This window comes from Rhizobium sp. BK275 (genome assembly GCF_014193555.1).
GTDB lineage: Bacteria > Pseudomonadota > Alphaproteobacteria > Rhizobiales > Rhizobiaceae > Rhizobium.
In genome coordinates, this window is the sequence record NZ_JACHZL010000007.1 from 413,789 (window position 1) to 438,055 (window position 24,267).

25 protein-coding genes are annotated in these 24,267 nt (G+C 60.9%); 15 read left to right on the top strand and 10 right to left on the bottom strand.

What is annotated here, in order from left to right:
• Positions 1 to 10: 10 nt before the first annotated feature.
• On the bottom strand, positions 11 to 628 hold the full coding sequence (locus FHT82_RS23255) for a PAS domain-containing protein (RefSeq protein WP_183735023.1): 618 nt from the start codon (positions 626 to 628) through the stop codon (positions 11 to 13).
• 392 nt (positions 629 to 1,020) lie between these two features.
• On the opposite strand from FHT82_RS23255, the gene FHT82_RS23260 reads away from it, so the two are divergent.
• Both FHT82_RS23260 and FHT82_RS23265 read left to right on the top strand, forming a co-directional pair.
• A complete protein-coding gene (locus tag FHT82_RS23260; protein ID WP_183735024.1) occupies positions 1,021 to 1,800 on the top strand; it encodes a rhomboid family intramembrane serine protease in 780 nt (259 codons plus the stop codon).
• A 99-nt stretch (positions 1,801 to 1,899) separates the two neighbouring features.
• Positions 1,900 to 2,334: a CBS domain-containing protein gene (locus tag FHT82_RS23265; RefSeq protein ID WP_183735025.1), complete on the top strand. Its 435-nt coding sequence runs from the start codon at positions 1,900 to 1,902 to the stop codon at positions 2,332 to 2,334.
• 15 nt (positions 2,335 to 2,349) lie between these two features.
• Here the strand turns inward: FHT82_RS23265 and FHT82_RS23270 are convergent, their stop codons facing one another.
• From FHT82_RS23270 to folE, 3 genes are all read right to left on the bottom strand, one after another.
• Positions 2,350 to 3,318, bottom strand: coding sequence for a patatin-like phospholipase family protein (locus FHT82_RS23270; RefSeq protein WP_183735026.1), 969 nt, complete (start codon positions 3,316 to 3,318; stop codon positions 2,350 to 2,352).
• A 117-nt stretch (positions 3,319 to 3,435) separates the two neighbouring features.
• Positions 3,436 to 3,888 (bottom strand): phosphoribosyl-AMP cyclohydrolase, encoded by a 453-nt coding sequence (hisI, locus tag FHT82_RS23275; protein WP_183735027.1) that lies wholly within the window; start codon positions 3,886 to 3,888, stop codon positions 3,436 to 3,438.
• Positions 3,889 to 3,913: 25 nt separating this feature from the next.
• Positions 3,914 to 4,528 carry a GTP cyclohydrolase I FolE gene (gene folE / locus FHT82_RS23280; protein WP_183735028.1) on the bottom strand — a complete coding sequence of 205 codons (615 nt, stop codon included), beginning with the start codon at positions 4,526 to 4,528 and terminating at the stop codon, positions 3,914 to 3,916.
• Between the two features lie 307 nt (positions 4,529 to 4,835).
• Here folE and FHT82_RS23285 point away from each other — a divergent pair, with 307 nt between their 5' ends.
• From FHT82_RS23285 to FHT82_RS23305, 5 genes are all read left to right on the top strand, one after another.
• Entirely contained in the window at positions 4,836 to 5,282 is a 447-nt protein-coding gene (locus tag FHT82_RS23285; protein WP_183735029.1) for an iron-sulfur cluster assembly scaffold protein, read from the top strand.
• Positions 5,283 to 5,285: 3 nt separating this feature from the next.
• Positions 5,286 to 5,687: a membrane protein insertion efficiency factor YidD gene (gene yidD, locus FHT82_RS23290; RefSeq protein ID WP_183735030.1), complete on the top strand. Its 402-nt coding sequence runs from the start codon at positions 5,286 to 5,288 to the stop codon at positions 5,685 to 5,687.
• A 1-nt stretch (position 5,688) separates the two neighbouring features.
• On the top strand, positions 5,689 to 6,216 hold the full coding sequence (locus FHT82_RS23295; RefSeq protein WP_183735031.1) for a DUF1697 domain-containing protein: 528 nt from the start codon (positions 5,689 to 5,691) through the stop codon (positions 6,214 to 6,216).
• A gap of 121 nt (positions 6,217 to 6,337) precedes the next feature.
• The gene (gene thrS, locus FHT82_RS23300) at positions 6,338 to 8,344 is read left to right on the top strand and encodes a threonine--tRNA ligase (protein WP_183735032.1); all 2,007 of its coding nucleotides are present in this window, start codon (positions 6,338 to 6,340) and stop codon (positions 8,342 to 8,344) included.
• 123 nt (positions 8,345 to 8,467) lie between these two features.
• Positions 8,468 to 9,307 (top strand): lysophospholipid acyltransferase family protein, encoded by an 840-nt coding sequence (locus FHT82_RS23305; protein ID WP_183735033.1) that lies wholly within the window; start codon positions 8,468 to 8,470, stop codon positions 9,305 to 9,307.
• A 27-nt stretch (positions 9,308 to 9,334) separates the two neighbouring features.
• Here FHT82_RS23305 and FHT82_RS23310 read toward each other — a convergent pair whose 3' ends face one another.
• Positions 9,335 to 10,444, bottom strand: coding sequence for a hypothetical protein (locus FHT82_RS23310; RefSeq protein WP_183735034.1), 1,110 nt, complete (start codon positions 10,442 to 10,444; stop codon positions 9,335 to 9,337).
• A 113-nt stretch (positions 10,445 to 10,557) separates the two neighbouring features.
• Between FHT82_RS23310 and FHT82_RS23315 the strand changes: the two genes are divergently transcribed.
• From FHT82_RS23315 to FHT82_RS23325, 3 genes are all read left to right on the top strand, one after another.
• Complete coding sequence (locus FHT82_RS23315) at positions 10,558 to 11,142, top strand: nitroreductase (protein ID WP_183735035.1); 585 nt, start codon at positions 10,558 to 10,560, stop codon at positions 11,140 to 11,142.
• Positions 11,142 to 11,744, top strand: a complete 603-nt coding sequence (locus FHT82_RS23320; protein ID WP_183735036.1) for a flavin reductase family protein — start codon at positions 11,142 to 11,144, stop codon at positions 11,742 to 11,744. Before FHT82_RS23315 ends, FHT82_RS23320 begins: the two co-directional genes overlap by 1 nt.
• A gap of 124 nt (positions 11,745 to 11,868) precedes the next feature.
• Positions 11,869 to 12,999 carry a DUF2336 domain-containing protein gene (locus FHT82_RS23325; RefSeq protein WP_183735037.1) on the top strand — a complete coding sequence of 377 codons (1,131 nt, stop codon included), beginning with the start codon at positions 11,869 to 11,871 and terminating at the stop codon, positions 12,997 to 12,999.
• On the opposite strand, the gene FHT82_RS23330 is transcribed toward FHT82_RS23325, so the two are convergent.
• On the bottom strand, positions 12,996 to 13,400 hold the full coding sequence (locus FHT82_RS23330; protein ID WP_183735038.1) for a hypothetical protein: 405 nt from the start codon (positions 13,398 to 13,400) through the stop codon (positions 12,996 to 12,998). The two genes, FHT82_RS23325 and FHT82_RS23330, sit on opposite strands and share 4 nt — an antisense overlap.
• Before the next feature lie 127 nt (positions 13,401 to 13,527).
• On the opposite strand from FHT82_RS23330, the gene FHT82_RS23335 reads away from it, so the two are divergent.
• Entirely contained in the window at positions 13,528 to 13,986 is a 459-nt protein-coding gene (locus FHT82_RS23335) for a GNAT family N-acetyltransferase (RefSeq protein WP_183735039.1), read from the top strand.
• A 24-nt stretch (positions 13,987 to 14,010) separates the two neighbouring features.
• On the opposite strand, the gene FHT82_RS23340 is transcribed toward FHT82_RS23335, so the two are convergent.
• The 3 genes from FHT82_RS23340 to parE form a co-directional block, all read right to left on the bottom strand.
• On the bottom strand, positions 14,011 to 15,195 hold the full coding sequence (locus FHT82_RS23340; RefSeq protein ID WP_183735040.1) for an AI-2E family transporter: 1,185 nt from the start codon (positions 15,193 to 15,195) through the stop codon (positions 14,011 to 14,013).
• Positions 15,196 to 15,311: 116 nt separating this feature from the next.
• The gene (locus FHT82_RS23345) at positions 15,312 to 16,448 is read right to left on the bottom strand and encodes an esterase-like activity of phytase family protein (RefSeq protein WP_183735041.1); all 1,137 of its coding nucleotides are present in this window, start codon (positions 16,446 to 16,448) and stop codon (positions 15,312 to 15,314) included.
• A 143-nt stretch (positions 16,449 to 16,591) separates the two neighbouring features.
• Complete coding sequence (gene parE / locus FHT82_RS23350; RefSeq protein ID WP_183735042.1) at positions 16,592 to 18,679, bottom strand: DNA topoisomerase IV subunit B; 2,088 nt, start codon at positions 18,677 to 18,679, stop codon at positions 16,592 to 16,594.
• Positions 18,680 to 18,883: 204 nt separating this feature from the next.
• On the opposite strand from parE, the gene FHT82_RS23355 reads away from it, so the two are divergent.
• The 4 genes from FHT82_RS23355 to FHT82_RS23370 all read left to right on the top strand — a co-directional run bounded on the left by FHT82_RS23355 (position 18,884) and on the right by FHT82_RS23370 (position 23,078).
• Positions 18,884 to 19,768, top strand: a complete 885-nt coding sequence (locus tag FHT82_RS23355) for an alpha/beta hydrolase (protein ID WP_183735043.1) — start codon at positions 18,884 to 18,886, stop codon at positions 19,766 to 19,768.
• A gap of 116 nt (positions 19,769 to 19,884) precedes the next feature.
• The gene (gene tpiA, locus FHT82_RS23360; RefSeq protein WP_183735044.1) at positions 19,885 to 20,655 is read left to right on the top strand and encodes a triose-phosphate isomerase; all 771 of its coding nucleotides are present in this window, start codon (positions 19,885 to 19,887) and stop codon (positions 20,653 to 20,655) included.
• Between the two features lie 108 nt (positions 20,656 to 20,763).
• On the top strand, positions 20,764 to 21,306 hold the full coding sequence (gene secG, locus FHT82_RS23365) for a preprotein translocase subunit SecG (RefSeq protein WP_183735045.1): 543 nt from the start codon (positions 20,764 to 20,766) through the stop codon (positions 21,304 to 21,306).
• Positions 21,307 to 21,449: 143 nt separating this feature from the next.
• Entirely contained in the window at positions 21,450 to 23,078 is a 1,629-nt protein-coding gene (locus FHT82_RS23370) for a CTP synthase (protein WP_183735046.1), read from the top strand.
• A 46-nt stretch (positions 23,079 to 23,124) separates the two neighbouring features.
• Here the strand turns inward: FHT82_RS23370 and FHT82_RS23375 are convergent, their stop codons facing one another.
• Positions 23,125 to 24,213 (bottom strand): citrate synthase/methylcitrate synthase, encoded by a 1,089-nt coding sequence (locus FHT82_RS23375; RefSeq protein WP_183735047.1) that lies wholly within the window; start codon positions 24,211 to 24,213, stop codon positions 23,125 to 23,127.
• Positions 24,214 to 24,267: the final 54 nt, after the last annotated feature.

The window sequence follows — 24,267 nt, forward strand, 5'->3', positions numbered from 1 at the left end:
AATCGGACAGTCAGCGAGCAGTTGCCCCATGCAGGAAATGCGACATGACGCGCAGCACGGCCTGGCCGAACGTGGCGTGTTTTTCGGCCGCCACTTCGACGGGGCGACGGGGTTCGACCTGGGCCGCGCGACCGAACTTATCGTGCAGCAGGCGGCTGCGGTCGAGGGCAAGAAGCTCCAGCGGCACGATCTCCAGCCAGCTTGCGGCAACGGCAGGCGCAATGGCGCCCAGCAGGCGGTCGCAGCCACCTTCGGGCGAACGCAGCGGCATCATGATGATCTCGAAGGCCGCGTGATGGCCGGCGGTGCTATAGCCCGTTGCGTTGAAAAGCGTCGGGATGGCGTGATCCATGACGCCTTTGGCGGTTTTCTCGATATCTTCATTCTGACCGTTGGCCCAGAGAGCGGAAAAGCGTTCGCCGCGCAGGTCGTGGCCGAAGAGATCGCAGATCTTCGTGCCGGCAAGGCGGAAGCGGATCTGCCGGTCTGCCTCGGTCTCCAGAATGAAGAGGCTCGACAGGAGGTGAGGGATCGCGCCGGGCTCGATCTGCGATTTCAGCGGGGCATCCTGCTCACCGCGCAGAGCATTCCAGTAGTCGAAGATATCGGTCGTGATCTGAAGGCGCATGACGCTGTCTCATTTCGGTTCATTGGCGGGCGGTTTTCGCCCCTTCACCTTCTACCTTGCGGATTTCATGCCAAATCCGGGGAGTTAAGGTTAATAGATGGTTTCGCTTGAGTGCAGTGGGCTGTCGTGAGACCGTTTCTTCATCACTTCGAACAGTGAAGTTCTGCACAAGACTTGCCGGGGCAGGGGTCATCCACAGAGCGCCATTCGCCCATTCGGGCGAACAAAGGACGCTCTACTCTTTGAGTACGCATCAGGCTTTCCGACAATCGATTTCGATTTTCGCGCCGATGCTTGGGAATGCTCAGGCAAGCCGTCCGGCCATACCGGACGGCTTTTTTTTTGAAGCCGGCTCCTGTATGGCTGAGGCCTCAAAACGAGGCGACAAAAGCATGAATGAACAGACGTCCGGGCCTGACCAGGCATTCCAGCCTTCACAGCCCGAACCGCCGGCCCGCCCGCCGCGCCAGCCGGTTTTCAATCTTCCGCCGGCATTGCTCGCGACGCTGCTGCTTCTGATCCTGATCTATGCCGTGCAATCGCTGCTGCCGGTCTATTGGTCTAGGTGGTTCCTGTTCAGCTTCGGCTTCATTCCGCTGCGTTATGCCGTCTCGCTCGCGGAGCAGGGACCGCAGCTCTACTGGACGCCGGTCACCTATTCGCTGCTGCATGGAAGCGTCGAGCATATCGTCTTCAACGGGCTATGGCTGATGGCCTTCGGCGCGCCGGTCGTACGCCGCATCGGCACGGCCCGATACATCATCTTTTGGGTTCTTTCTTCTGTCGCCTCGGCTGCGCTGCACACGGCGCTGAACTGGGGCAGCGAAGCGATGCTCATCGGTGCATCCGGCGTTGTCTCGGGGCTGATGGGCGCGGCCTGCCGCTTTGCCTTCCCCCCCGGGCGGCAGATGTTCGGCCCGGCGCATCTCAATCCACGCCTGTCCGTCATGCAGGCGGTTCAGAGCCGCACCGTGATCATGTTCATGCTTTTCTGGCTGGTCGGCAACGCGCTGATCGCCGTCGGCATTCCGCTTGTCGGCGACGGCAGCCAGGAAATTGCATGGGACGCGCATATCGGCGGTTTCGTCTTCGGCTTTTTCCTCTTTGCGCTGTTCGACCGAAAACTACCGCCGGAACCCGTGCCGACCCCTGACGACGAGTTGCAATCCTGAGCCAAGCAGTGCACCATTGACCGATCCGCGATGGGGGGAGAGACCGCCGCGGAGCCTGTGTTCCCGACAAGTGTTTCGCTTTCGCCATAGGAGGTCCGAATGGCCAGTTCCGTCAAAGCAATACTCGATCTGAAGGGTCGTGACGTCGTCACAACCGGGCCGAACACCACGGTTTCGGAGGCGGCTGCTATCCTCAGCAAGAAGAAGATCGGCGCGATCGTCGTCGTCGGCATGGAGAACAAGATTTCCGGCATGTTCACCGAGCGCGATCTCGTGCATGTCGTCGCCAAGGCCGGCAAGAACGGGCTCGACCAGACGCTGTCTTCCGTCATGACCTCGAAGGTATTCCGCTGCAACGAGCAGACCTCGGTCAACGAGCTCATGGAGTTGATGACCAGCAAGCGCTTCCGCCACATTCCGGTCGAGGCTAACGGCAAGCTCGCCGGCATCATCTCGATCGGCGACGTCGTGAAGTCGCGCATCGCCGAGGTCGAGCGCGAGGCCGAAGAGATCAAGGCCTATATTGCGAGCTAATTGGAGATCGCTGAGTCAGGGATGCCTCGCGTAGAGTTCCTGCATGCGCTGCAGCTCGGGCAGCCTTGCCCGAGCTTCCTCATAGCCACGTTCGATGGCTTCCCCCGCACGATGGAATTCCGACAGGCCGATGTCCGACAGGCGCGGCTGCAATGAAATGTCGGGCGGGTCGCCGGCAAGGCGGGCGCGGGCGATACGATCCTGAATGATGTTGAAGGCCTGCACCATGACGCCGGTCATGCCGAGCCGCGCGGCATAGGGCGCGTTCTTCTGCTGCTGAACTTCGGCTGGCGAGAGACTGGCATTGTGGCGGACAACGGCGGAACGGCCATAGAGATCGTAGTTGAGGTTGACGGCGACGACGAGCGGCTGCTCATAGCTGCGGCAGACGGAAACCGGCACGGGATTGACGAGCGCGCCATCGACAAGTGTGCGGTTATTGCTGCGGATCGGTTCGAAAATGCCAGGCAGGGCATAGGATGCGCGGATGGCCGTGATCAGCGAGCCGTTGGCGATCCAGACCTCGTGCCCGGTATTGACTTCGGCCGCGACGGCGACGAAGGGCCGGTCGAGATCTTCTATCGTCAGGCCTTCCAGATGTTCCTGCATGCGCTTGGTCAGCCGCATGCCGCCAAAGAGGCCGGAACCGCCGATCGTCAGATCGAGAAGGCTTGCGATGCGGCGCATGGTGAGCGAGCGGGCAAAGTTTTCCAGCTCGTCCAGCTTGCCGGCCAGGTAGCAGCCGCCGACGAGCGCGCCGATCGAGGTGCCGGCGATCATGCCGATCTCGATGCCTGCCTCATCGAGCGCGCGCAGCACGCCGATATGCGCCCAGCCGCGAGCGGCTCCGCCGCCGAGCGCGAGAGCAAGCTTTGCTCTCTCTTCGGATGCGGGTTGAACGGGGGGAACTGCCATATCCTGAAGCGCTGCCGTGCCGGAACTGCTGCCCTCGGCGCTTTGACGATGCATATTCCAGCCCAGCATGGCGTCCCTCCCTCCCGGCAGAACACTTGGATTGCTAATTAGTCGCCCCGAACCCTTACCAAATTGTACATAGAGGCGATTTGCGTCGCAATAAGGGGCAGGCGACCGGGATCTGGGCTATTTCCCGTAAATGTCCTTCGGATCGAAGTGCAGATCGTCATCGACGATGGTCAGAACAGGCTTTCCATCTTCGAGAGTGACGGTACGGTAGAAGCAGGAGCGGCGGCCCGTGTGACAGGTGGCGTCGTGGCCGGCAACCTCGACCTTCAGCCAGATGGCGTCCTGATCGCAATCCGTGCGGATTTCCTTGACGGTCTGGAGATTGCCGGAGGTTTCGCCCTTCTTCCAGATCTTGCCGCGCGAGCGGCTGAAATAGTGGGCGATGCCGGTCTGGATGGTCAGCGCCAGGGCCTGCGCATTCATATGGGCGACCATCAGGAGTTCGCCGTCACCGGCATCGGTGACGATAGCCGTGATCAAGCCGCGATCGTCGAAGCGCGGCGTGAAATCGCCAGCATCCTCCAGCTCGGATTTATCGTCCGACGGCTGATTGAAAATCATCTCACGCATCGCGGCCCTCCTGAGGGAGCCGGTATCAGCGGCCCCTTACCATTGTCATGAATCGGACCTGATCGGCCGGTTCAGTCTTGAACGTTCCTGTAAAGGTTGTCGTCAATGTGGTCGAGCCCTGCTTCTGAACGCCGCGCATAGCCATGCACATGTGTTCGGCCTCGATCATGACGGCGACGCCGCGTGGACGCAGCGTTTCGTCGATGGCTTTGGCGATCTGCGAGGTCATCGTTTCCTGCGTCTGCAGGCGGCGACCGTAGATTTCAACGACGCGGGCAATCTTGGAGAGGCCGAGAACCCGTCCGTCCGGCATATAGGCGACATGCGCCTTGCCGATGATCGGCACCATGTGATGTTCGCAATGGGAGAAGAAGGGAATGTCCTTCACCAGCACCATGTCATCGTAGCCGGCAACCTCTTCGAAGGTCCGGCCGAGCACATCTTCGGGGCTCATCTCGTAACCGGCGAAGAGCTCGCGATAGGCCTTGGCGACGCGGGCAGGCGTATCCATCAGGCCTTCGCGCGACGGATCGTCGCCGGCCCAGCGCAACAGGACGCGGACGGCGTCTTCTGCCTCCTGCTGGGAGGGGCGGTCGGATTCACGGGCGGTCTGCGGAAAATTCTTGACGATGGCGTCCATATTCAATGGTCTCCTGGCCCGCAACGCGGACCGTATTCGGACTAGCCACTGGTACCCCAAGCGGGAATTCTTGCACCTTTGGCAGGCTCCGGGGCTTTCCAGGCTCGCTTTCTCGAACCCTTCCGGCACGGTTTCCCAATCAAACTTCTTCGAGGCCATTGCATTTCGATGGCCCTCGAACGACATACATATAGGAAGACGACCCGGCTATGTAAGTATTCTGTCGTGAGACTGTGTGTTTTTTGTTTACACGACAATCACATAGGAATTAGCGTCGGTTTCAGGCGTTTTGGGAGCCAAATCCGTCATGGATGACATCTATAACAGCAAAATCCTCGAATTTGCCGGCAATATTCCGCTGACTGGAACGCTTGAAGACGCGGATGCGAGCGCACAGGCACACTCCCGTCTCTGCGGCTCGAAAGTGCGCATCTGGCTGAAAATGGACGGCGATACGATCAGCGCCTTTTCACATGACGTGAAGGCCTGCGCGCTCGGACAGGCTTCATCCTCGATCATGGCCCGCCATGTCGTCGGCGCGACATCAGGCGAAGTGCGCAAGGCGCGCGAAGACATGCTCGCTATGCTGAAAGCAGATGGTGAGGGGCCGGATGGACGATTTGCCGACATGCGCTATCTACTTCCCGTCCGTGATTACAAGGCACGTCACGCCTCCACCATGCTGACCTTCGACGCCGTCGTCGACGCCATCAGCCAGATCGAGGCTCGCCGCGCCGAATTCGTCGAGGCGTGAACCATGTGCGAATTCTGCTTGCTGCGTGAAGAGGAAGATGAGGGTGGGGCGGCGGCCCCAAAGCCTCGTCCCACGCCGCCGCAGAAATTTTCCCGCAATTACCGCGGCCCCTTCCGCAAGACGCCGGACCGCCTTTTCGGCATGGGGCTGATCCGCCTCTATCAGCTGACGCTTTCCGGCTTCGTCGGCAATTCCTGCCGGCATATCCCAACCTGTTCCGAATATGGCTATGAGGCCATCGGCCGCCATGGGCTCTGGGCCGGCGGCTGGATGACGCTCTTCCGCGTCGGCCGCTGCGGGCCGGGCGGAACCAGCGGTCTCGACCCGGTGCCGGAATATCTCGAATCCCGTTTCCGCTGGTTTACGCCCTGGCGCTATTTCATGCTTGGGCGGAAGGAGGCTTGAGGTGTGTACCTTCATCGCACTTCTGCACAGCATCGTCCTGACCTCGGAGCGGCGCGTGATCATGGAGGATTTGCGCGCGCTTGCCAAAGAACTCGGCTATCGCGAACCGCGCACGCTGGTCTCCACTGGCAACCTCGTCTTCGAGGCGGACGATATGCGACCGCATGAAGTCGAAGAGCAATTGGAAGAGGCCTTCGAGGAAAAATTCGGCAAGCATGTCGATATCATCGTGCGCAGCGATTGCACCTGGATGGCGCTTTGCAGCGCCAATCCCTTCAAGGACGGCAAAGGCGATCAGGTAATCGTGCGCGTCAGCCGGCTGCCGATCGATCCGGATAAGGTCGAAGCGTTAAAGCCGCTGCTTTCCGAAGGGCAACGGATGGAACTGGTCGGCTGCGATCTCTGGATCGATTTCCACGGCAAGCCGAGCGAATCGAAACTGCTTTCGGCGCTGACGACCAAGCGCATGGGTGTGGGTACGCTGCGCAACTGGAACACCGTGCGCGGCCTTTTCAACATGGTCGTGTAGGCAGGCTTTTCCTTTACTCAGACAGCAAATATCAGTATCAGGCGGCAGCGCATCCCGAGTAGATGACGCTTCCGTTTCAACCACCCGCATTCGTTGGCGGGACTGGACAAGGAGAATTTCGATGTCCCAATCCGTTTCCCTGACATTTCCCGATGGTTCGGTGCGCAGCTTCCCGGCTGGCGCGACCGGCAAGGATGTTGCCGAATCCATTTCCAAGTCGCTCGCCAAGAGCGCCGTCGCCATTGCGATCGACGGTACCGTACAAGACCTTTCCGATGCCGTGACCGACGGCAAGATCGAGATCATCACGCGCAAGGATCAGCGCGCGCTGGAACTCATCCGGCATGACGCCGCACACGTAATGGCCGAAGCCGTGCAGGAACTGTGGCCCGGCACGCAGGTAACGATCGGCCCCGTCATCGAGAACGGCTTCTATTACGACTTCGCCAAGAACGAGCCTTTCACACCCGACGATCTGCCCAAGATCGAAAAGAAGATGAAGGAGATCATTGCCCGCAACGCGCCCTTCACCAAGCAGATCTGGTCGCGCGAGAAGGCCAAAGAAGTCTTTGCCGCCAAGGGCGAACAGTACAAGGTCGAGCTCGTCGATGCGATTCCTGAAGGACAGGATCTGAAGATCTACAATCAGGGCGAATGGTTCGACCTTTGCCGCGGCCCGCATATGGCTTCCACCGGCCAGATCGGCTCCGCCTTCAAGCTGATGAAGGTCGCCGGCGCCTATTGGCGGGGCGACAGCAACAACGCCATGCTGTCACGCATCTATGGCACGGCATGGGCTGAGCAGGCCGATCTCGACAATTACCTGCACATGCTGGCGGAAGCCGAAAAGCGCGACCACCGCAAGCTCGGCCGCGAAATGGACCTGTTCCATTTCCAGGAAGAAGGGCCGGGCGTCGTTTTCTGGCATGGCAAGGGCTGGCGCATCTTCCAGTCGCTCGTCTCCTACATGCGCCGGCGGCTTGAGATCGACTATCAGGAAGTCAACGCGCCGCAGGTGCTCGACACTGCGCTCTGGGAAACCTCGGGTCACTGGGGCTGGTACCAGGAGAACATGTTCGCCGTGAAATCGGCGCATGCGATGACGCATCCGGAAGACAAGGAAGCGGATAACCGCGTCTTTGCGCTGAAGCCGATGAACTGCCCCGGCCATGTGCAGATCTTCAAGCATGGGCTCAAGTCCTATCGCGAGCTGCCGATCCGTCTCGCCGAATTTGGCCTGGTGCATCGCTACGAGCCTTCGGGCGCGCTGCACGGGCTGATGCGCGTGCGCGGCTTCACGCAGGACGACGCGCACATCTTCTGCACCGACGAGCAGATGGCGGCCGAATGCCTGAAGATCAACGACCTGATCCTGTCGGTCTATGAAGACTTCGGCTTCAAGGAAATTGTCGTCAAGCTTTCCACCCGTCCGGACAAGCGCGTCGGCACCGATGCGCTCTGGGATCGGGCGGAAGCCGTCATGACCGATGTCTTGAAGACGATCGAGGCTCAGTCCGAGGGCCGCATCAAAACCGGCATCCTGCCGGGCGAGGGCGCTTTCTACGGGCCGAAGTTCGAATATACGCTGAAGGACGCGATCGGCCGCGAATGGCAGTGCGGCACGACGCAGGTCGACTTCAACCTGCCGGAACGCTTCGGCGCCTTCTATATCGACAGCAATTCGGAGAAGACGCAGCCCGTGATGATCCATCGCGCCATCTGCGGCTCGATGGAACGCTTCCTCGGCATCCTGATCGAAAACTTCGCCGGTCATCTGCCGCTGTGGGTTTCACCGCTGCAGGTCGTCGTCGCGACGATCACCTCGGAAGCCGACGGTTACGGCCAGGAAGTGGCGGACGCGCTGCGCGACGCCGGGCTGCATGTCGAGACCGACTTCCGTAACGAGAAGATCAATTACAAGATCCGCGAACATTCCGTTACGAAAGTTCCCGTCATCATCGTCTGTGGCAAGAAGGAAGCGGAAGAGCGCACGGTCAATATCCGCCGCCTCGGCAGCCAGGAGCAGACATCGATGTCGCTGGATTCGGCGATCGAAAGCCTTGCCCTGGAGGCGACTGCGCCCGATATCCGTCGCAAGCTCGAGGCAAAGAAGGCGAAAGCCGCCTGAAAATTGCTTTTGGATAAGGACAGCGCCCGGCATTGATCTGCTCGGCGCTGTCAGAAATCTGACATGCAGCAGTAATATAGCCGCCACAAACAGGGGACGGGTCTCATCCCGGCAGGCATTTCAGTGCGCTTCAAAGAGCTTTCCTACGCGAACGAAAGAGACCCGCGCTTCAAGCGCTGGCTCATCCGCTCCATCGAGGGGCTTTCGGGCCGCGACCGTTATGTGCGGCTCTATGACATCTGGCGCAGCGATATCGTTGGCAAGAGCGACCGCGTCTTCGGCAAGATGCTCGATCTCATCGATGTGGAGGTCGATGTGAAGGGCAACTGGCCGCTCGAACCGGTGCCGGACGAACCGATCGTCATCGTTGCCAACCATCCTTTCGGTATCGGCGACGGCATTGCGGTGCTGGCGCTTGCCGAACAGCTCGGCCGTCCGTTCCGGGTGCTGATCCACAACGATCTTCTCAAGGTGCCGGAAATGGCGCCCTATTCGCTGCCGATCTCCTTCGACGAGAACAAGGAAGCGATGGCGATGAACATGAAGAGCCGTCACGAGGCAGTTCGCCTGCTGAAGGAAGGCACGACGATCGTGGTTTTCCCGGCTGGCGGCGTGGCCACCGCCAAGAAGGGTTTCGGCCGCGCCGAGGACCTGCCGTGGAAGATGTTCCCGGCCAAGCTCATCCAGGCGGCGCGCGCCAGCGTGCTGCCGATTTATTTCGAGGGCCAGAACGGCCGGCTCTTCCATCTTGCCAGCCGGGTGTCGATGACGCTGCGGCTGTCGCTGCTCATCCGCGAGTTCCGCCGCCTTTCAGGCAGCACGATAACAGCGCATGTGGGCAGGGTCCTGTCCTTTGAAGAATTGAGCAGCGGCAGCAACCGCAAGGATCTGCTCGCTCGCCTCTTTGAGGCCGTCTTCTCGATGGCGCCGAAGAAGAAGGCCTTCCTCAAGCGCGCAAGCTGAAAATTTCCTGATATTCGGGATGCGGCGTCAGTCGAGGCTGGCGCCGTCGCCGCTTTGAAGATCTTCATAGGACGGCAAGGGCGGCTGTGGCGGGATCTCGCCGCCCGGCTGAGGCACCCCCTTTGGCCCGGCCGCGGCCTGGCCGCCCGGCGCTACGGCCGTGGCGGCCGGTGCGATCGGCTGCTGGGCCTGCTGGTCCTTCATCAGGACTTCGACATCGGTATTGACGCCCGCAGCGACGGTAAAGTCGCGCTGGAAGATCTTGTCCTTGTTACGGGCGACCGCGGTGTATTCACCTTCCGACAGAACCATGGTCGGGAAGGCGCTGACGCTTTCGCCGACACTGTCGCCGGCCGCCGTCAGGATCGACCAAGCGGTATCGGCTATCGCTTCGCCGCCGGTTTCCGACACGAGCTTGAAATTGATCTGTGCCGCTCTGTGCTGGATCGTCGCTTCGGTGAGCTTGCCGGCCTCGACCTGGATATCGGCGCGGATGCTGGCGTTGACGTTGCCGTATTCTGAAACGATGTGATAAGTGCCGGCATTGAGGCGCACGACCGTATTCGGCGGCACGTCGGCCATGACGAGGCCGCGTTCGCCGTCGTCGCGAACTTCCGCGGAATAGATCGAAAAGCTCAGCTGGTCGGGACGGATGCGGACATCGGAGCCGGAGACGGCATTGAGCAACAGGCCGCCGGCATCGAGCACCATGACCTGCTTGTCGACTTCGCCCTCATCCGGCACCGTCAGTTTCTTGGTGACGCCGGCGCGGCCGAAGGAGACGTTGACGAAATAATCGCCGGCAGCAAGCTGGAATGCCGCGGTGCCGCCCCGAGAACTTGCAATCAGCGGCAGCTTGCCGTCGGTTCCGGCAACCGGACTGAATACATACCAGGAAAGACCATCTTCCACCGGCGCCCCATCGGCCGTCAGCTTCGCTTCCAGCGAAACGTCACGCAGGTGCATGCCTTCCTGTGCCGTTCCCGGCGCAATGAACGCGTTGAGCTTTGGCATTTTCGGCGTCGATTCGAGCTGCTTGAATTCCTTGAAGGCATCCTGGGCAGCAGCGCCAAACGGCGTCAGCATGACAAGGGCAAGAGCAAGGCCGATCCGTGCAAAAGGCAAAATGCCAAACATCCTGTTCGTGAACCGATTGACTTCTGAAATCGCAGAGTCCACTTCAAGACCAATGCCATGGCAAATTCAAGACCTCTGGCCACCCTCTGCATACAAATGAGAGTTTCTCCCGTATGAAATCCGATATCAAGCTGATCGACTATCTCTCTGTGCGTCGTTCCATCCCGGCTTTCCAGATGTGCGAACCGGGGCCGGAGAAGGCCGAGATCGAGGAGATTCTGCGTCTCGCGTCGCGCGTTCCCGACCACGGCAAGATCGCGCCTTGGCGCTTCATCGTCTATCGCGGCGAGGAGCGCATGCGGCTTGGCGAAGAGCTGCTGAGGCTCGCGCTGGAAGCCAAGCCCGACCTTTCGGACGAGATGATCCAGGTCGAGCGCACCCGCTTTACCCGCGCACCCGTCGTCATCGGCGTGGTCAGCAAGGCCGCTCCGCATTTCAAAATCCCGGAATGGGAGCAGATCATGTCGGTGGGCGCGCTATGCTTCAATGTCATTTTGGCTGCCAATGCGCATGGCTATGTCGCCAACTGGCTGACGGAATGGTTCGCCTTCGACGAGCGTGCCTATCCGCTGCTTGGCGTCCAGCCGGGCGAGAAAATTGCCGGCTTTATCCATATCGGCTCGACCACGTTCCCGGCCGTCGAGCGTCCGCGCCCTGAACTCACCGAGACCGTCACCTGGGTCGGCGGGGAAGGCTGATGTTCTATACGACGGATACCAACCGGCACGGGCTGGCGCACGATCCCTTCAAGGCGATCGTCGCGCCGCGCCCGATCGGCTGGATCGGCAGCAAGGGCGGGGATGGGTCGATCAATCTCGCGCCCTATTCCTTCTTCAACGCGGTTGCCGACAAGCCGAAGCTGGTGATGTTTTCGTCGAGCGGGCACAAACACAGCCAGCGAAATGCCAGGGAGACCGGTGTCTTCACCTGCAATTTCGTCAGCCGCAATCTTGCGGAAAAGATGAACCTCACTTCGGCAGCGGTGCCTTACGGAACGAGCGAATTCGAATATGCAGGATTGACGCCGAAGCAGGCCGAGTTGATCGATGCGCCCTATGTGGCGGCGGCTCTCGCGGTACTGGAATGCAGGGTGACCGAGATCATCGAGCCGAAGACGCTGTCCGGCGAGCCGACCGAGAATGTCTTCGTCTTCGGAGAGGTCGTCGGCATCCATATCGATGAGGCCATCGTCAGCGACGGGCGGCTCGATATGGCGCTGGCGCGGCCGGTCGCGCGCATGGGCTATATGGATTATTGCGAGGGCAGTGAAGTCTTCGAAATGTTCAGGCCGAAGGTCTGACGGCTGCCGCCTAAGGCCGGACAAATCCTAACGAATATGGTGAACCAATCATAAACTTTTTCCGGCTACCGTCCCTGTATTGAATGAGGCGCGAGGGAATCGCGTTCAGTGCTGGGGCGTGCTCGTGATCATTGAGGCATTTCTTCGTTGGGCCGAAACGGCCAAGACGGCTGACAGGGCGGCCGCTGCAAGTGCCCTCGGACGTGTCTATCTGAAATCCGAAATGTCGGACGAACGGCGCGACGCTGCTGAAAAGGCGATGACCTATCTGCTCGACGATCCGTCGCCGCGCGTGCGTCTTGCACTCGCCGAAGCGATCGCCTGGGCGCCGCATGCGCCGCGCAACGTCATTCTTTCGCTCGCCGAGGACCAGCCGGAAATTGCCTGCCACGCGGTGACCTGCTCGCCGCTGTTGACGGATGCAGATCTCGTCGACCTCGCAGCGCGCGGCAGCGGCACAACGCGGATGCTGATTGCCGCGCGTGCCCATGTGACCCGCCCGGTTTCCGCAGCGCTCGCCGAAGTCGGCGACGAGGACGAAGTCCTCTGCCTGCTCGAAAACGATGGCGCCTCGATTTCCACCCATTCCCTGAAGCGGATTGCCGAACGGCTCGGCGATATCAGCGACATCAGAAATCTGCTTCTCGACCGCAGTGACCTGCCGGCCGATGCCCGCCAACTCCTGACACAGCATGTCAGCAATGCGCTGGTCGGCCTGCCGCTGGCGCTGGCGGCGATCGGCTTGCAGAGGCTGCAGCGTATCAGCCGCGAGGCGACGGAAGCGGCGATCGTTTCCATTGCCGGCGATATCGCGCCGATCGAAGTGCCTGACCTCGTCGAGCATCTTCGCCTGAACGACCGTCTGACGCCGTCCTTCCTTATGCATGCGCTCTGCTGCGGCAAGGTGGAATTCTTCGCCTGCGCCATCGTCAACCTGTCTGATTGCAGCGACCGGCGTGTGCGGGCAATCCTCGCCACGGGCCGTATGCATGCCGTGCGCGCGCTCTATGAATCGGCAGGCCTGCCGCGCGATATCAGCATCATTTTCGTGGAAGCGACGTTCCTGTGGCGTGAGGCTTCGCGCAAGACGTCGGCCTCGCTTCTCGGCAGCATCTGCGGACGCCTGCTTCAAAAGTTCCACAATCGGGTCGGGCAGCATGACGCCGTCGGCGAGTTGCTCGACATGGTGGAGAAGCTGCATGTGGCCGAACAGCGCCGCTCGGCTCGTGCCTATGCGTCGCTTGCGGCGGCTTAATCGCCAAAACGCGCCGCCGCCCAGGAATAGCTCGCGGAGACGAAATGCAACGGCTTTGCCAGGGTGTGTTTCACATCCTGGCCCGAGGGCAGGCTGGCGCGAACGCGCCCGGCAATATTATCCACAAAACCGCCAAGACCATCCCGCTGTTCGACCACCTCAGGTCTCGCTGGCTGAACAGGCGCCGGCTTGGCCGGTTCAGCAGCAAGCGATTTCGGCGCCTCGCAGACGGCAATGACCGTCGGATAGCTAGCATTGGCATAATTTTTCAGCCGCTGTTCAGCCTCGGCATCGCAGGCGACGACGGTTTCCCAGTGCTTGTCGACCGTAGCCACGTAATTGCATTGGCTGACCGAATCGTCGCAACCGAGGATCGTCATGGCGATGAGGACGGCTTGCATATTTTGCCTCCATGGCTATTGAGCGTGTCACCATCTTCGACAACACAATTCCAACGGAATGAAGGCAGCGATATTAACTCCCCGTCATCCGGGAAAATTCGCGCCGTTGGTCGCAATAGGAAAGAAAATGCCCGTCACCATCGCTCTGGAACCGCCGCGTCAGGATGGCGTGATCCGTCTTCTGGAACTCTCCGACGCCTATGCCCAGTCGCTCTATCCGCCGGAGAGCAACCACCTCGTCGATATTTCAACGCTGGAAAAGCCGGCGGTGAGCTTCCTCGTGGCGCGCAACGGCGGCGAGATCGTCGGCTGCTGCGCACTGGTCGAGGCGGGTGATGGCACGGCCGAGATCAAGCGCATGTTCGTCGATCCCGAGGCGAGGGGCCTGAAGGTCGCGAGCCGACTGATGGACAGGCTTGAAGAACTCGGCAGGGACAAGGGGCTCGTGGCGATCCGTCTGGAGACAGGCATCTACCAGCCGGAGGCGATCGGCCTTTACAGGAAATATGGATTCCTCGAAATCGAGCCTTTCGGCTCCTACCTGCCGGACCCACTCAGCCTTTTCATGGAAAAGCGCCTGGCCTGATTTAGGCAAAGCGTCTCGCCGGACTTAGCCCTCGGCAACACGCTGCACCGGCGGCGCCTGTTCATCGAGGATGATCTGTGGACTCGTATCGGCGCTACGGACTTCGTGTATCCATTCCCGCCAGATCGCGACCAGCAGCGCCATCAGCACCGGGCCGATGAAGAGGCCGAGGAAGCCCATCGTCTTCACGCCACCGACAAGGCCGAAAAAGGTCGGTAGGAAGGGCAGCTTGATCGGTCCGCCGACGAGTTTCGGACGCAGCGTCTTGTCGACGATGAAGAGTTCGACCGTGCCCCAGACGAAGAGGCCGATGCCGGCGACATGCGAGCCGCTGGCCAGCAGATAGACGGATACCAGCGTGAAGGAGAGCGGCGCTCCGCCGGGGACCAGCGCCATGACACCCGTCAGCACACCGAGGGTGACAGGCGATGGGACGCCGGCGATCCAATAGGCCACGCCGAGTACGATGCCTTCGCCGATCGCAATCAGCGTCATGCCCATGACGGTTGAGCTGATGGTGGCGGGCACGACGCGGGAAATGCGCTCCCAGCGGTTCGGCAGGATACGCTCGCCGAGCATGTCGATCTGCTTGGTGAAGGAAAAGCCGTCGCGATAGACGAAAAACAGCGCGATCAGCATGAAGAGCAGCGTCAGCAACAAATGGAAGACGCCGCCGCCGGCCGCCAGGACCGCGCGATAGATGTTGCCGATATTGGCGCCGCTGACGGCCTGGATGAGCTCACCCATGGCACCCGGGCTGCCGATATATTTCGTCCAGAGTTCGTCGAGATAGGGGCCGGCGAGCGGCAGGGCGACGATCCATTGCGGCGTCTCCGCGCCAAAGCGGTTGGCGTGGATTGCCCATGCGACCCATGTACGCACTTCACCGGTCGTATAGGCAACCGCAAGGCTGATCGGAATGACGAGGAACGTGACGATGAGGACGATCGCGATCGTCGCGGCGATCGTCGTATTGCCGCCGACGCGGGCAACCAGTTTGCGGTAAAGCGGCCAGCTCGCAAAGCCGATGACGAGGGCTGCGAGCACCGGCACCACGAAGCCGTAGAAGAAATAAACGCCGGCTGCGGCGACGAGTACGAGCAGCCAGCGCGCAGCCGAAATGGAGGGTATCAGCGGCGTACGTATCGTCGCCGACGGCCCCAGCCATCGCGGCTCCGTATTGGTTTTCTGACGATCAAACACACCCACGCGCGCCTCTTTTTATTGTTGCTCTAGTTTATGGGCCATGAACCGGGCGGTTTCAAGGTACGCCCGGATAAAGCGTATACAAAGCGTGGTTATTTGGTCGCTGAATCCTTGAGATATTATTGCGGGCGGCGGTTGACCTTAAAGGCGTAGAACTGCGTCTTCTGGCCGGTCGAGAAATTATTGTCCGAACCGAGGATCAGGACATCGGTGCCATCCTTCGCCTTGCCGATTGCCATGGCCTCGATATTGTCGGGCGTCAGGCCGATGGCACGCAGGTCGAGCACCTGGCTCTTGCGCACTGATACGACGTGCTGGTCATTCTTGGCGAGCGAAGCGATACCGGAAACATCGGTTGCGCCATCGAGATCCATCATGAAGAGCTTGACGTTGTTGCCGAAACCCTGCGCGTAGCTGCGCTCGACAGCGAGCAGGCGATGATCGTCAAGTGCGATCATTTCCGACACGCCGTTATCATTGCCGCCATCGGGTTTGGTGGCAGCCTGAGGGATCGGTGAAACGGGGTATACGTACTGAGCCTTCGGTTCGCCGCTCGCGCCGTCATACCGGATGATGCGCGACAAGCTGCCGGTCGTCAGATTGGGGTTCGGGCCGTCCTGATAGAGGGCTGCTTCGACGCCGATGGATACGTCACCGGACGGGGACATAGCCAAATCCTCGAAAGCGAGGTTGTCGCGAATACCGGTCGATTTGTCGGCGGTCGGGGCAAAACCGTCCGGTAGCTTGAACTCGCGAACGAAGGCGCCGTCCGGCGAGGTGACGCGGACGAAGGGGGCGATCAGCGCCTTGGCATCGCCCTCGCTGCCCCAGTAAATCCCGTCCTTGCCGAAGCGGATGGATTCTGGATCGACGGTGCGGATGGCAAAGGGCTGGCCGTTCTTGTCCTGGAAAGTGGTATGCTTGACGATGGTGACGCTCTTCAGGCCGCTCGCGCTGACATCGATATCGAGATCATAGAAGCGCGCCGAGGCCTTTTCGGAACGGTCGTCGCTGATGGCGATATAGCGGCCGGTGGCGGCATCGAAATCGAGGCCGGAAATGCCGCCGAATTCGACGCCATTTTCCATCTGGCCGGTTGGGATGACGAATTCACCGAGATAGGAAAGAGAGATCGCCGCCGCGCAATCGCCGAAGGGGCAGGCGGTCTCCACGGTCGCGCCGATATCGGTGGCATAGACGGAGGCGGTGCTGGACAGGAGAACGAAAGCGGCAGTCGCAAGAAAACGCTTGGTCATGGCAAGTATCCGGCAAAGGGTTGAGACAAAACGGCCGGCGCTGCAGTGCCCTCGCGGGAGGACAGAGCGCCGGCCGTTCTATTGCGCCGGTAATTTGACGGAAGCGTAACGGTTCCTCGTCAGTTCGATGAATTCGTTGCGGCTTAAATATCCAAATCTTCAGCGAAAGCGGCACGCTCCTGGATGAAGCGGAAGCGGGCTTCGGCCTTGGTTCCCATCAGGTCGTCAACGGCGTTGCGCGTTCCCTCGAAATCCACCTCGTCGATCAGCACCCGCAGCAGCGTGCGCTTGGACGGATCCATGGTGGTTTCCTTGAGCTGGGCGGGCAGCATTTCGCCGAGACCTTTGAAGCGGCTGATCTCGATCTTGGCCTTGCCCTTGAACTCCGTCTCCATCAGCTCGGCGCGGTGATCGTCGTCGCGGGCATAGGCGGATTTTGCCCCTTGGGTGATCTTGTAGAGCGGCGGCACGGCGAGGAAGAGGTGGCCGCCCCGGACCAGCTCCGGCATTTCCTGATAGAAGAAGGTGATGAGCAGCGAGGCAATGTGCGCACCGTCCACGTCGGCATCGGTCATGACGATGACGCGTTCGTAGCGCAGATCCTCTTCGCGGTATTTCGAGCGTGTGCCGCAGCCGAGCGCCTGAACGAGGTCGGAGATCTGCTGGTTGGCGCCGAGCTTTTCGCGGCCGGCGCTGGCGACGTTGAGGATCTTGCCGCGCAGCGGCAGGATCGCCTGGTTGGCGCGGTTGCGCGCCTGCTTGGCGGAGCCACCTGCCGAGTCACCCTCGACCAGGAAGAGTTCGGCGCCTTCGGCGGTGTTCTGTGAGCAGTCGGCGAGCTTGCCGGGCAGGCGCAGCTTGCGAACGGCCGTTTTGCGGTTGACTTCCTTCTCCTTGCGGCGGCGCAGCCGCTCCTCGGCGCGCTCGATCACCCAGTCGAGAAGCTTCTCGGCCTCATTGGGATTGTCGGCGAGATAGTGGTCGAAAGGATCGCGCAGCGCGTTTTCGACGAGGCGCTGGGCTTCGACGGTCGCCAGACGATCCTTGGTCTGGCCAACGAATTCCGGCTCGCGGATGAAGACCGAAAGCATGCCGACGGCAGAGATCATCACGTCGTCGGTGGTGATCTGCGCAGCGCGCTTGTTCTGCGTCAGTTCGGCGTAGCTTTTCAGGCCCTTGGTCAGCGCGATGCGCAGACCCGCCTCATGCGTGCCGCCTTCGGGCGTCGGGATGGTGTTACAATAGGAATGAACCTGCGGATCGCCGCCATACCAGGTGATGGCCCATTCCAGCGCTCCGTGACCTGCGGCCTTCTCGGTCTTGCCGGCGAAGATTTCGCGGGTAACGGTGAACTCCTTGCCCATCGTCGCCTGCAGGTAATCCTTAAGGCCGCCGGGGAAGTGGAAGACTGCCTTGTCGGGCACGTCGGAACCTTCAGGCAGCACGCCGGGATCGCAGCTCCAGCGGATTTCGACGCCGCCGAAGAGATAGGCCTTGGAGCGGGCCATGCGGAAAACACGCGCTGCATCGAACTTCGCATGATCCCCGAAAATCTGCGGGTCGGGGTGAAAGCGAACCTTGGTGCCGCGGCGGTTATGCACATCGCCGAGCTCTTCGAGCCCGCCCTGCGGCAGGCCGCGCGAGAAGCGCTGGCGATAGAGCTTGCGGTTGCGAGCAACCTCGACTTCGAGAACGTCTGACAGAGCGTTGACGACGGACACGCCGACACCGTGCAGACCGCCGGAGGTTTCGTAAGCCTTGCCGTCGAATTTACCGCCAGCATGCAGCTTGGTCATGATGACTTCAAGTGTCGACTTGCCGGGAACCTGCGGATGGTTCTCGACCGGAATACCGCGGCCGTTATCGGTAACGGTGAGATAGCCCTCAACATCGAGATGCACATCGATGAAATCGGCATGGCCGGCCACTGCTTCGTCCATCGAGTTGTCGATGACTTCGGCAAAGAGGTGGTGCAGGGCCTTCTCGTCGGTGCCGCCGATATACATGCCCGGGCGCATGCGCACCGGTTCCAGGCCTTCCAGAACGCGGATCGAGGATGCGCCGTAATCGTCGCCGTTCGACGTCGCCGGGGCAGGGCGGGAGGCGGCGGGTGCTGCAGTCGCAGCGGGCTTTGCAGCCGGCGCGGCAGACTTTGCAGCCTCCTCCTGCTTCTGCGGGTCCTGCTTTGACGACAGGGGCATTCCGGAAAAAAGGTCGTTGCTGTCTTCCATGGAACCGTTCAGATCTTATTCTCGTGACGGGCCGCCGCTGGCCCACAATAGTCGCGTTCGGCATCGCGTTTGCGAATCAGGGGAATTCTGACAGAAAGCGCCCCGATACGCGACGCGCTCCGGAATTGCGGAGCTTTTCAAGATGTGATTTGCGTTGCCGGGCGTCGAATGGCAAGTCGCGGCAGCTCTTTGGGAACCATCTGCATGCCGATGTCCACAAGTCATTGCACCATAATCACTGCAATTGCGGCCTTTTTCCTGTCCGCAGCGGTCGGGACCGCCGCAGCCGATGCCCTGCCGCCTTACAAGGACGACCTGTTTTCGAAGCAGATCGTGCTTCAGACAGGCGATGACGGCGCGTTCGAAGTGATCGAATACGACGAGATGCGCGACATCAACGGGCGTGACCAGATCCCTGAAAAGCGTGTGCAGCAGAAATATGTCTCGCTCGGCGTGAAGAAGCTGCAGGCGGATGAAACGCTGTCGCTCGACGGTATCAGGCTGGATGTCACCAGGGTGGGACCGGCACAGAATCCCGCCTTCGCGGTTATCTTCATCCACGGCCGCGATGGTGACCGGCGGCTCGGCGCCAACGACTATACGTTCGGCGGCAACTTCAACCGGCTGAAGAACCTCGCTGCCGGCAATGGCGGCGTCTATTATTCTCCGACAGTGCGGACGTTCGACGCCAATGGCGTGACGGCGATCGCCGGCCTGATCCGCTATGCGAGCGCACAGTCTCCCGGCCGACCAATCATCCTGAGCTGCGCCTCTATGGGCAGCCAGATCTGCTGGGGGATCGCGCGCGATGCCGAAAGTGTCAAACGGCTGAAGGGAATGCTGATCATGAGCGGCGTCTCGGACCCGGATTTTGCAAAGAGCCCTTTCTACAAGGCGAAGCTGCCGCTCTGGTTTGCCCATGGCAGCCGCGATCCCGTCTATGCTGCAGCCGACCAGCAAGCGCTGTTCGAAGAGCTCGACAAGGCAAAATACCCGACGCATTTCACATTGTTTGAGAGCGGCAATCACGGCACGCCGATCCGCATGATCGACTGGCGCAGGGTGCTGAACTGGATACTGGCGTCCTGAAAAGGCGGATTTCACCCCACGTAAGACCGATATTGCCCCAACGTCACCTGGAGCGCTTTCCTTTGCTGCCGGCTTTTGCTAAGGCCGCCGAATAGGCGGATTTTGGGAGGAGCAACATGACACCTGACGTACGCCCGCTCGTGGCGGGGAACTGGAAGATGAACGGCACGCGTGCCTCATTGGACCAGATCAAGGCGATTGCTCAAGGCGTCAGTACTCCCTTGTCGGAGAAAGTCGAAGCCCTGATCTGCCCGCCGGCAACGCTGCTCTACGTGGCGACGGCGCTCGCCACCGACAGCCCGCTTGCGATCGGCGCACAGGATTGCCACCAGACGCAGAGCGGCGCCCATACCGGCGATGTATCTGCGGAAATGATTGCCGATTGCTACGGCACCTATGTGATCGTCGGCCATTCGGAACGACGCATCAACCATGCCGAAACCGATCATCTGGTGCGCGCCAAGGCCCAGGCTGCCTATCAGGCCGATATCATCGCGATCATTTGTGTCGGAGAAACCGCCGATGAGCGCGACGCCTACCAGACGCTCGATATCCTCAAGCGCCAGCTTTCGGGATCGCTGCCGGACGAGGCGACGGCCGAAAATACCGTTATCGCCTATGAGCCGGTCTGGGCGATCGGTACCGGGCTGACGCCGACCGCACAGGATGTGGAAATCGTCCATGCCTTCATCCGCGACGAACTTGTCTTGCGGTTCGGCAAAGAGGGCAGGGGCATGCGCATCCTCTATGGCGGTTCGGTCAAGCCCTCGAATGCCAGCGAGCTGCTCGCCGTCGACAATGTGGACGGCGCGCTGATCGGCGGTGCGAGCTTGAAAGCCACTGACTTCCTCGCCATCTACGGCGCATATGAAACGCTGCTTGCCTGAGGCGATTGCATATTCCTGGCCGAAGGGCTTGGAATAGCAGATGACCTCATGTAAAGAGCCGCCAGATTTTTACTTTATGTCCGTCCTCAGACGGGCAGGACTGGACCCATGCAGACAGTATTGATTGTCATCCATCTCATGATCGTGCTCGCGCTCGTCGGCGTCGTGCTCATCCAGCGCTCCGAAGGCGGCGGCCTCGGCATCGGCGGCGGATCGGGCTTCATGTCGGCCCGCGGTACGGCCAATGCGCTGACGCGCACGACGGCGATCCTGGCGACGCTGTTTTTCCTGACCTCGCTCGGCCTCGGAATCCTGACCCGTTACGAAGGCCGACCGACCGACATTCTCAACCGTATTCCGGCAACGAGCGGCCAGGGCAACGGCATTCTCGATTCGCTCGGCGGCAATGCCCCGGCTCCGGCTCAACCTGCCGACAACAGCGGCATTCCGAACAGCGGCGCTGCCGCTCCGGCACCGGCTGCCCCGGCAATGCCGGCTCCTGCAGCGCAAGCACCCGCAAATCCGGCTCCGGCTGCAAGCGCCCCTGCGGCGACCGCTCCGGCAGCTCCGACGACAACGGCTCCGGCCCAGCCTGAGGCTCCGGCCGCTACCGCGCCGGCACAGCCTTCCGGCGTCCCCACGGGACAATAAGCCGGTCCTGAAAATAAACCGCCGGCAGGCCCTCGGGTCTGCCGGTTTTCTTTTGTTCAGATTCCTGCGCCACGCACCAAAAGTTCCGGAAAAGAATTTTTGGGCTGGTGGAATCGTTTTTGAAAAGGTATCCGGTGACTCCCATGGCGCGATACGTATTCATCACTGGCGGCGTGGTTTCTTCCCTCGGAAAAGGAATTGCGGCCGCGGCTCTCGGAGCGTTGCTGCAGGCCCGTGGTTATCGGGTGCGGCTTCGCAAACTCGACCCCTATCTGAACGTGGATCCGGGCACTATGAGCCCGACCCAGCACGGCGAAGTCTTCGTCACTGACGACGGCGCGGAAACCGACCTCGATCTCGGCCACTATGAACGTTTCACGGGACGTTCGGCGACCAAGACCGACAACATCACCACTGGCCGCATCTACAAGAACATCATCGACAAGGAACGCCGCGGCGACTATCTCGGCGCGACCGTTCAGGTCATTCCCCACGTCACCAACGAGATCAAGGATTTCGTCGTCGAGGGCAATGACGACTACGATTTCGTCATCTGCGAAATCGGCGGCACGGTCGGCGATATCGAGGCGATGCCCTTCATGGAAGCGATCCGCCAGCTCGGCAATGATCTGCCGCGCGGCACCGCTGTTTACGTCCACCTGACGCTGATGCCGTACATTCCTGCAGCGGGCGAACTGAAGACCAAACCGACGCAGCATTCGGTCAAGGAACTGCAGGCGCTCGGCATCCATCCCGACATCCTTCTGGTGCGCGCCGACCGGGAAATCCCGGAAGCCGAACGCCGCAAGCTGTCGCTGTTCTGCAACGTGCGTCCGTCCGCCGTCATCCAGGCGCTCGACGTTGCCAATATCTACGACGTGCCGATGGCCTATCACAAGGAAGGCCTCGACGACGAAGTGCTCGCCGCCTTCGGCATCGAGCCGGCTCCGAAGCCGCGTCTCGACCAGTGGGAAGAGGTCTGCAACCGTATCCGCACGCCGGAAGGCGAGGTCACGATTGCGATCGTCGGCAAGTATACCGGTCTCAAGGATGCCTATAAGTCGCTGATCGAAGCGCTGCATCACGGAGGGATCGCCAACCGCGTCAAGGTCAAGCTCGAGTGGATCGAGTCCGAAGTCTTCGAAAAGGAAGATCCAGCTCCGTATCTGGAGAAGGTCCACGGTATTCTGGTACCGGGCGGCTTCGGCGAGCGTGGTTCGGAAGGCAAGATCCATGCGGCACGTTTTGCCCGCGAGCGCAAGGTGCCTTATTTCGGCATCTGCTTCGGCATGCAGATGGCCGTTATCGAAGCTGCCCGCAATCTCGCCGATGTTCCAAACGCCTCATCGACCGAATTCGGCCCGACGCCGGAGCCGGTCGTCGGCCTGATGACCGAATGGGTGAAGGGCAACGAGTTGCAGAAGCGCACGGCCGCCGGCGATCTCGGCGGCACGATGCGTCTCGGCGCCTACAAGGCAGCGCTGAAGAAGGGTACGAAGATTTCGGATATCTACGGCTCGACCGACATTTCCGAGCGTCATCGCCACCGCTACGAAGTCAATATCGACTACAAGGATCGGCTGGAGAATTGCGGCCTGGTCTTCTCGGGCATGTCGCCGGACGGCGTGTTGCCGGAGACGATCGAATACCCTGATCATCCTTGGTTCATCGGCGTTCAGTACCACCCGGAACTGAAGTCCCGCCCGCTTGACCCGCATCCGCTTTTTGCAAGCTTCATCGAAGCGGCAACCGAGCAGAGCCGATTGGTCTAAAACTCCGCCGCTCCCTCCAAGACGAGGGAGCGGCTTTTTCTTGATGTCACGCCGCTTCCGGCAGAGGTCCGACATAGACCGAGCGCGGGCGGATGAGACGGCCTTCCAGCGCCTGTTCGCGAGCATGGGCGATCCAGCCGACGGTGCGGCCGATGGCGAAGACGCCAGTGAAGGCTTCGCGGGGGAAGCCGAGGCTTTCCAAAAGCAGCGCGGTATAGAATTCCACATTCACATCCAGCGACCGGCCCGGCTTGCGTTCCCTAAGGATCGCGAGGGCTGCCTGTTCCACTGCTTCAGCAAGCGCAATTCTGCTGTTATTGACCTGGCCGCTGGCAACGAGCGGCTTCAACGCATTTTTCAGGGCATCGGCACGCGGATCGCGCACCCGGTAGACACGGTGGCCAAAGCCCATCAGCCGCTCACCGCGATCGAGTGCGGAGCGAAGCCAAGGGCCGGCACTGGCCTCGTTTCCGATCCCATCGAGCATATCGAGCACCGGTCCGGGCGCGCCGCCATGCAGTGGTCCCTTCAGCGCGCTGATCGCCGCCAGCACCGAGGAGGTAAGGCCCGCGCGGGTTGAGGCGATGACACGCGACGCGAAAGTCGAGGCGTTCAAGCCATGATCCGAGATCGTCACGAGATAGGTGTCGAGGGCTGCGGTTTTCTCGGCGCTCGGCACCGTGCCCGAGAGCATGCGCAGGGTATCGGCTGATTGCGATAGACCCGCATCGGGCTTTACCGGCTTTTCGCCTCGCTGCAGACTCAGAACCGCCGGTAGGAAGACGGCGGGTGCGGCAAGCAGACGAAGTGCGGTATCTATATCCTCGCCATCAGGTAGGCGGGCAACAAGAGCACGCATAGCATCGACCGGTGGCAGCGCCAGTAGGCGAGTATCGACAGTTTCGACTTCGGCGAAAACTTTCGTTCGCGCCTGGCCGAGCCGGCGGCGCAATTCGCTCGCGTCGAGGTGCGGCTCGATCAGGCCGTCCAGCAGCAGGGCGGCCACATCCTCATAGGTGCTGCTTCCTGCCAGATGATCCAGCGATACGCCGCGGATGATCAGCCGGCCGGCTTCGCCGTCGACATCCGAGAGCTGGGTTTCAGCAGCGATGACATTTTCCAAACCATCTTTCATAGGTCTTTCTCCTTTACCGGATGAAAGATCGGATCTACTTTAGTTGACGTCAAT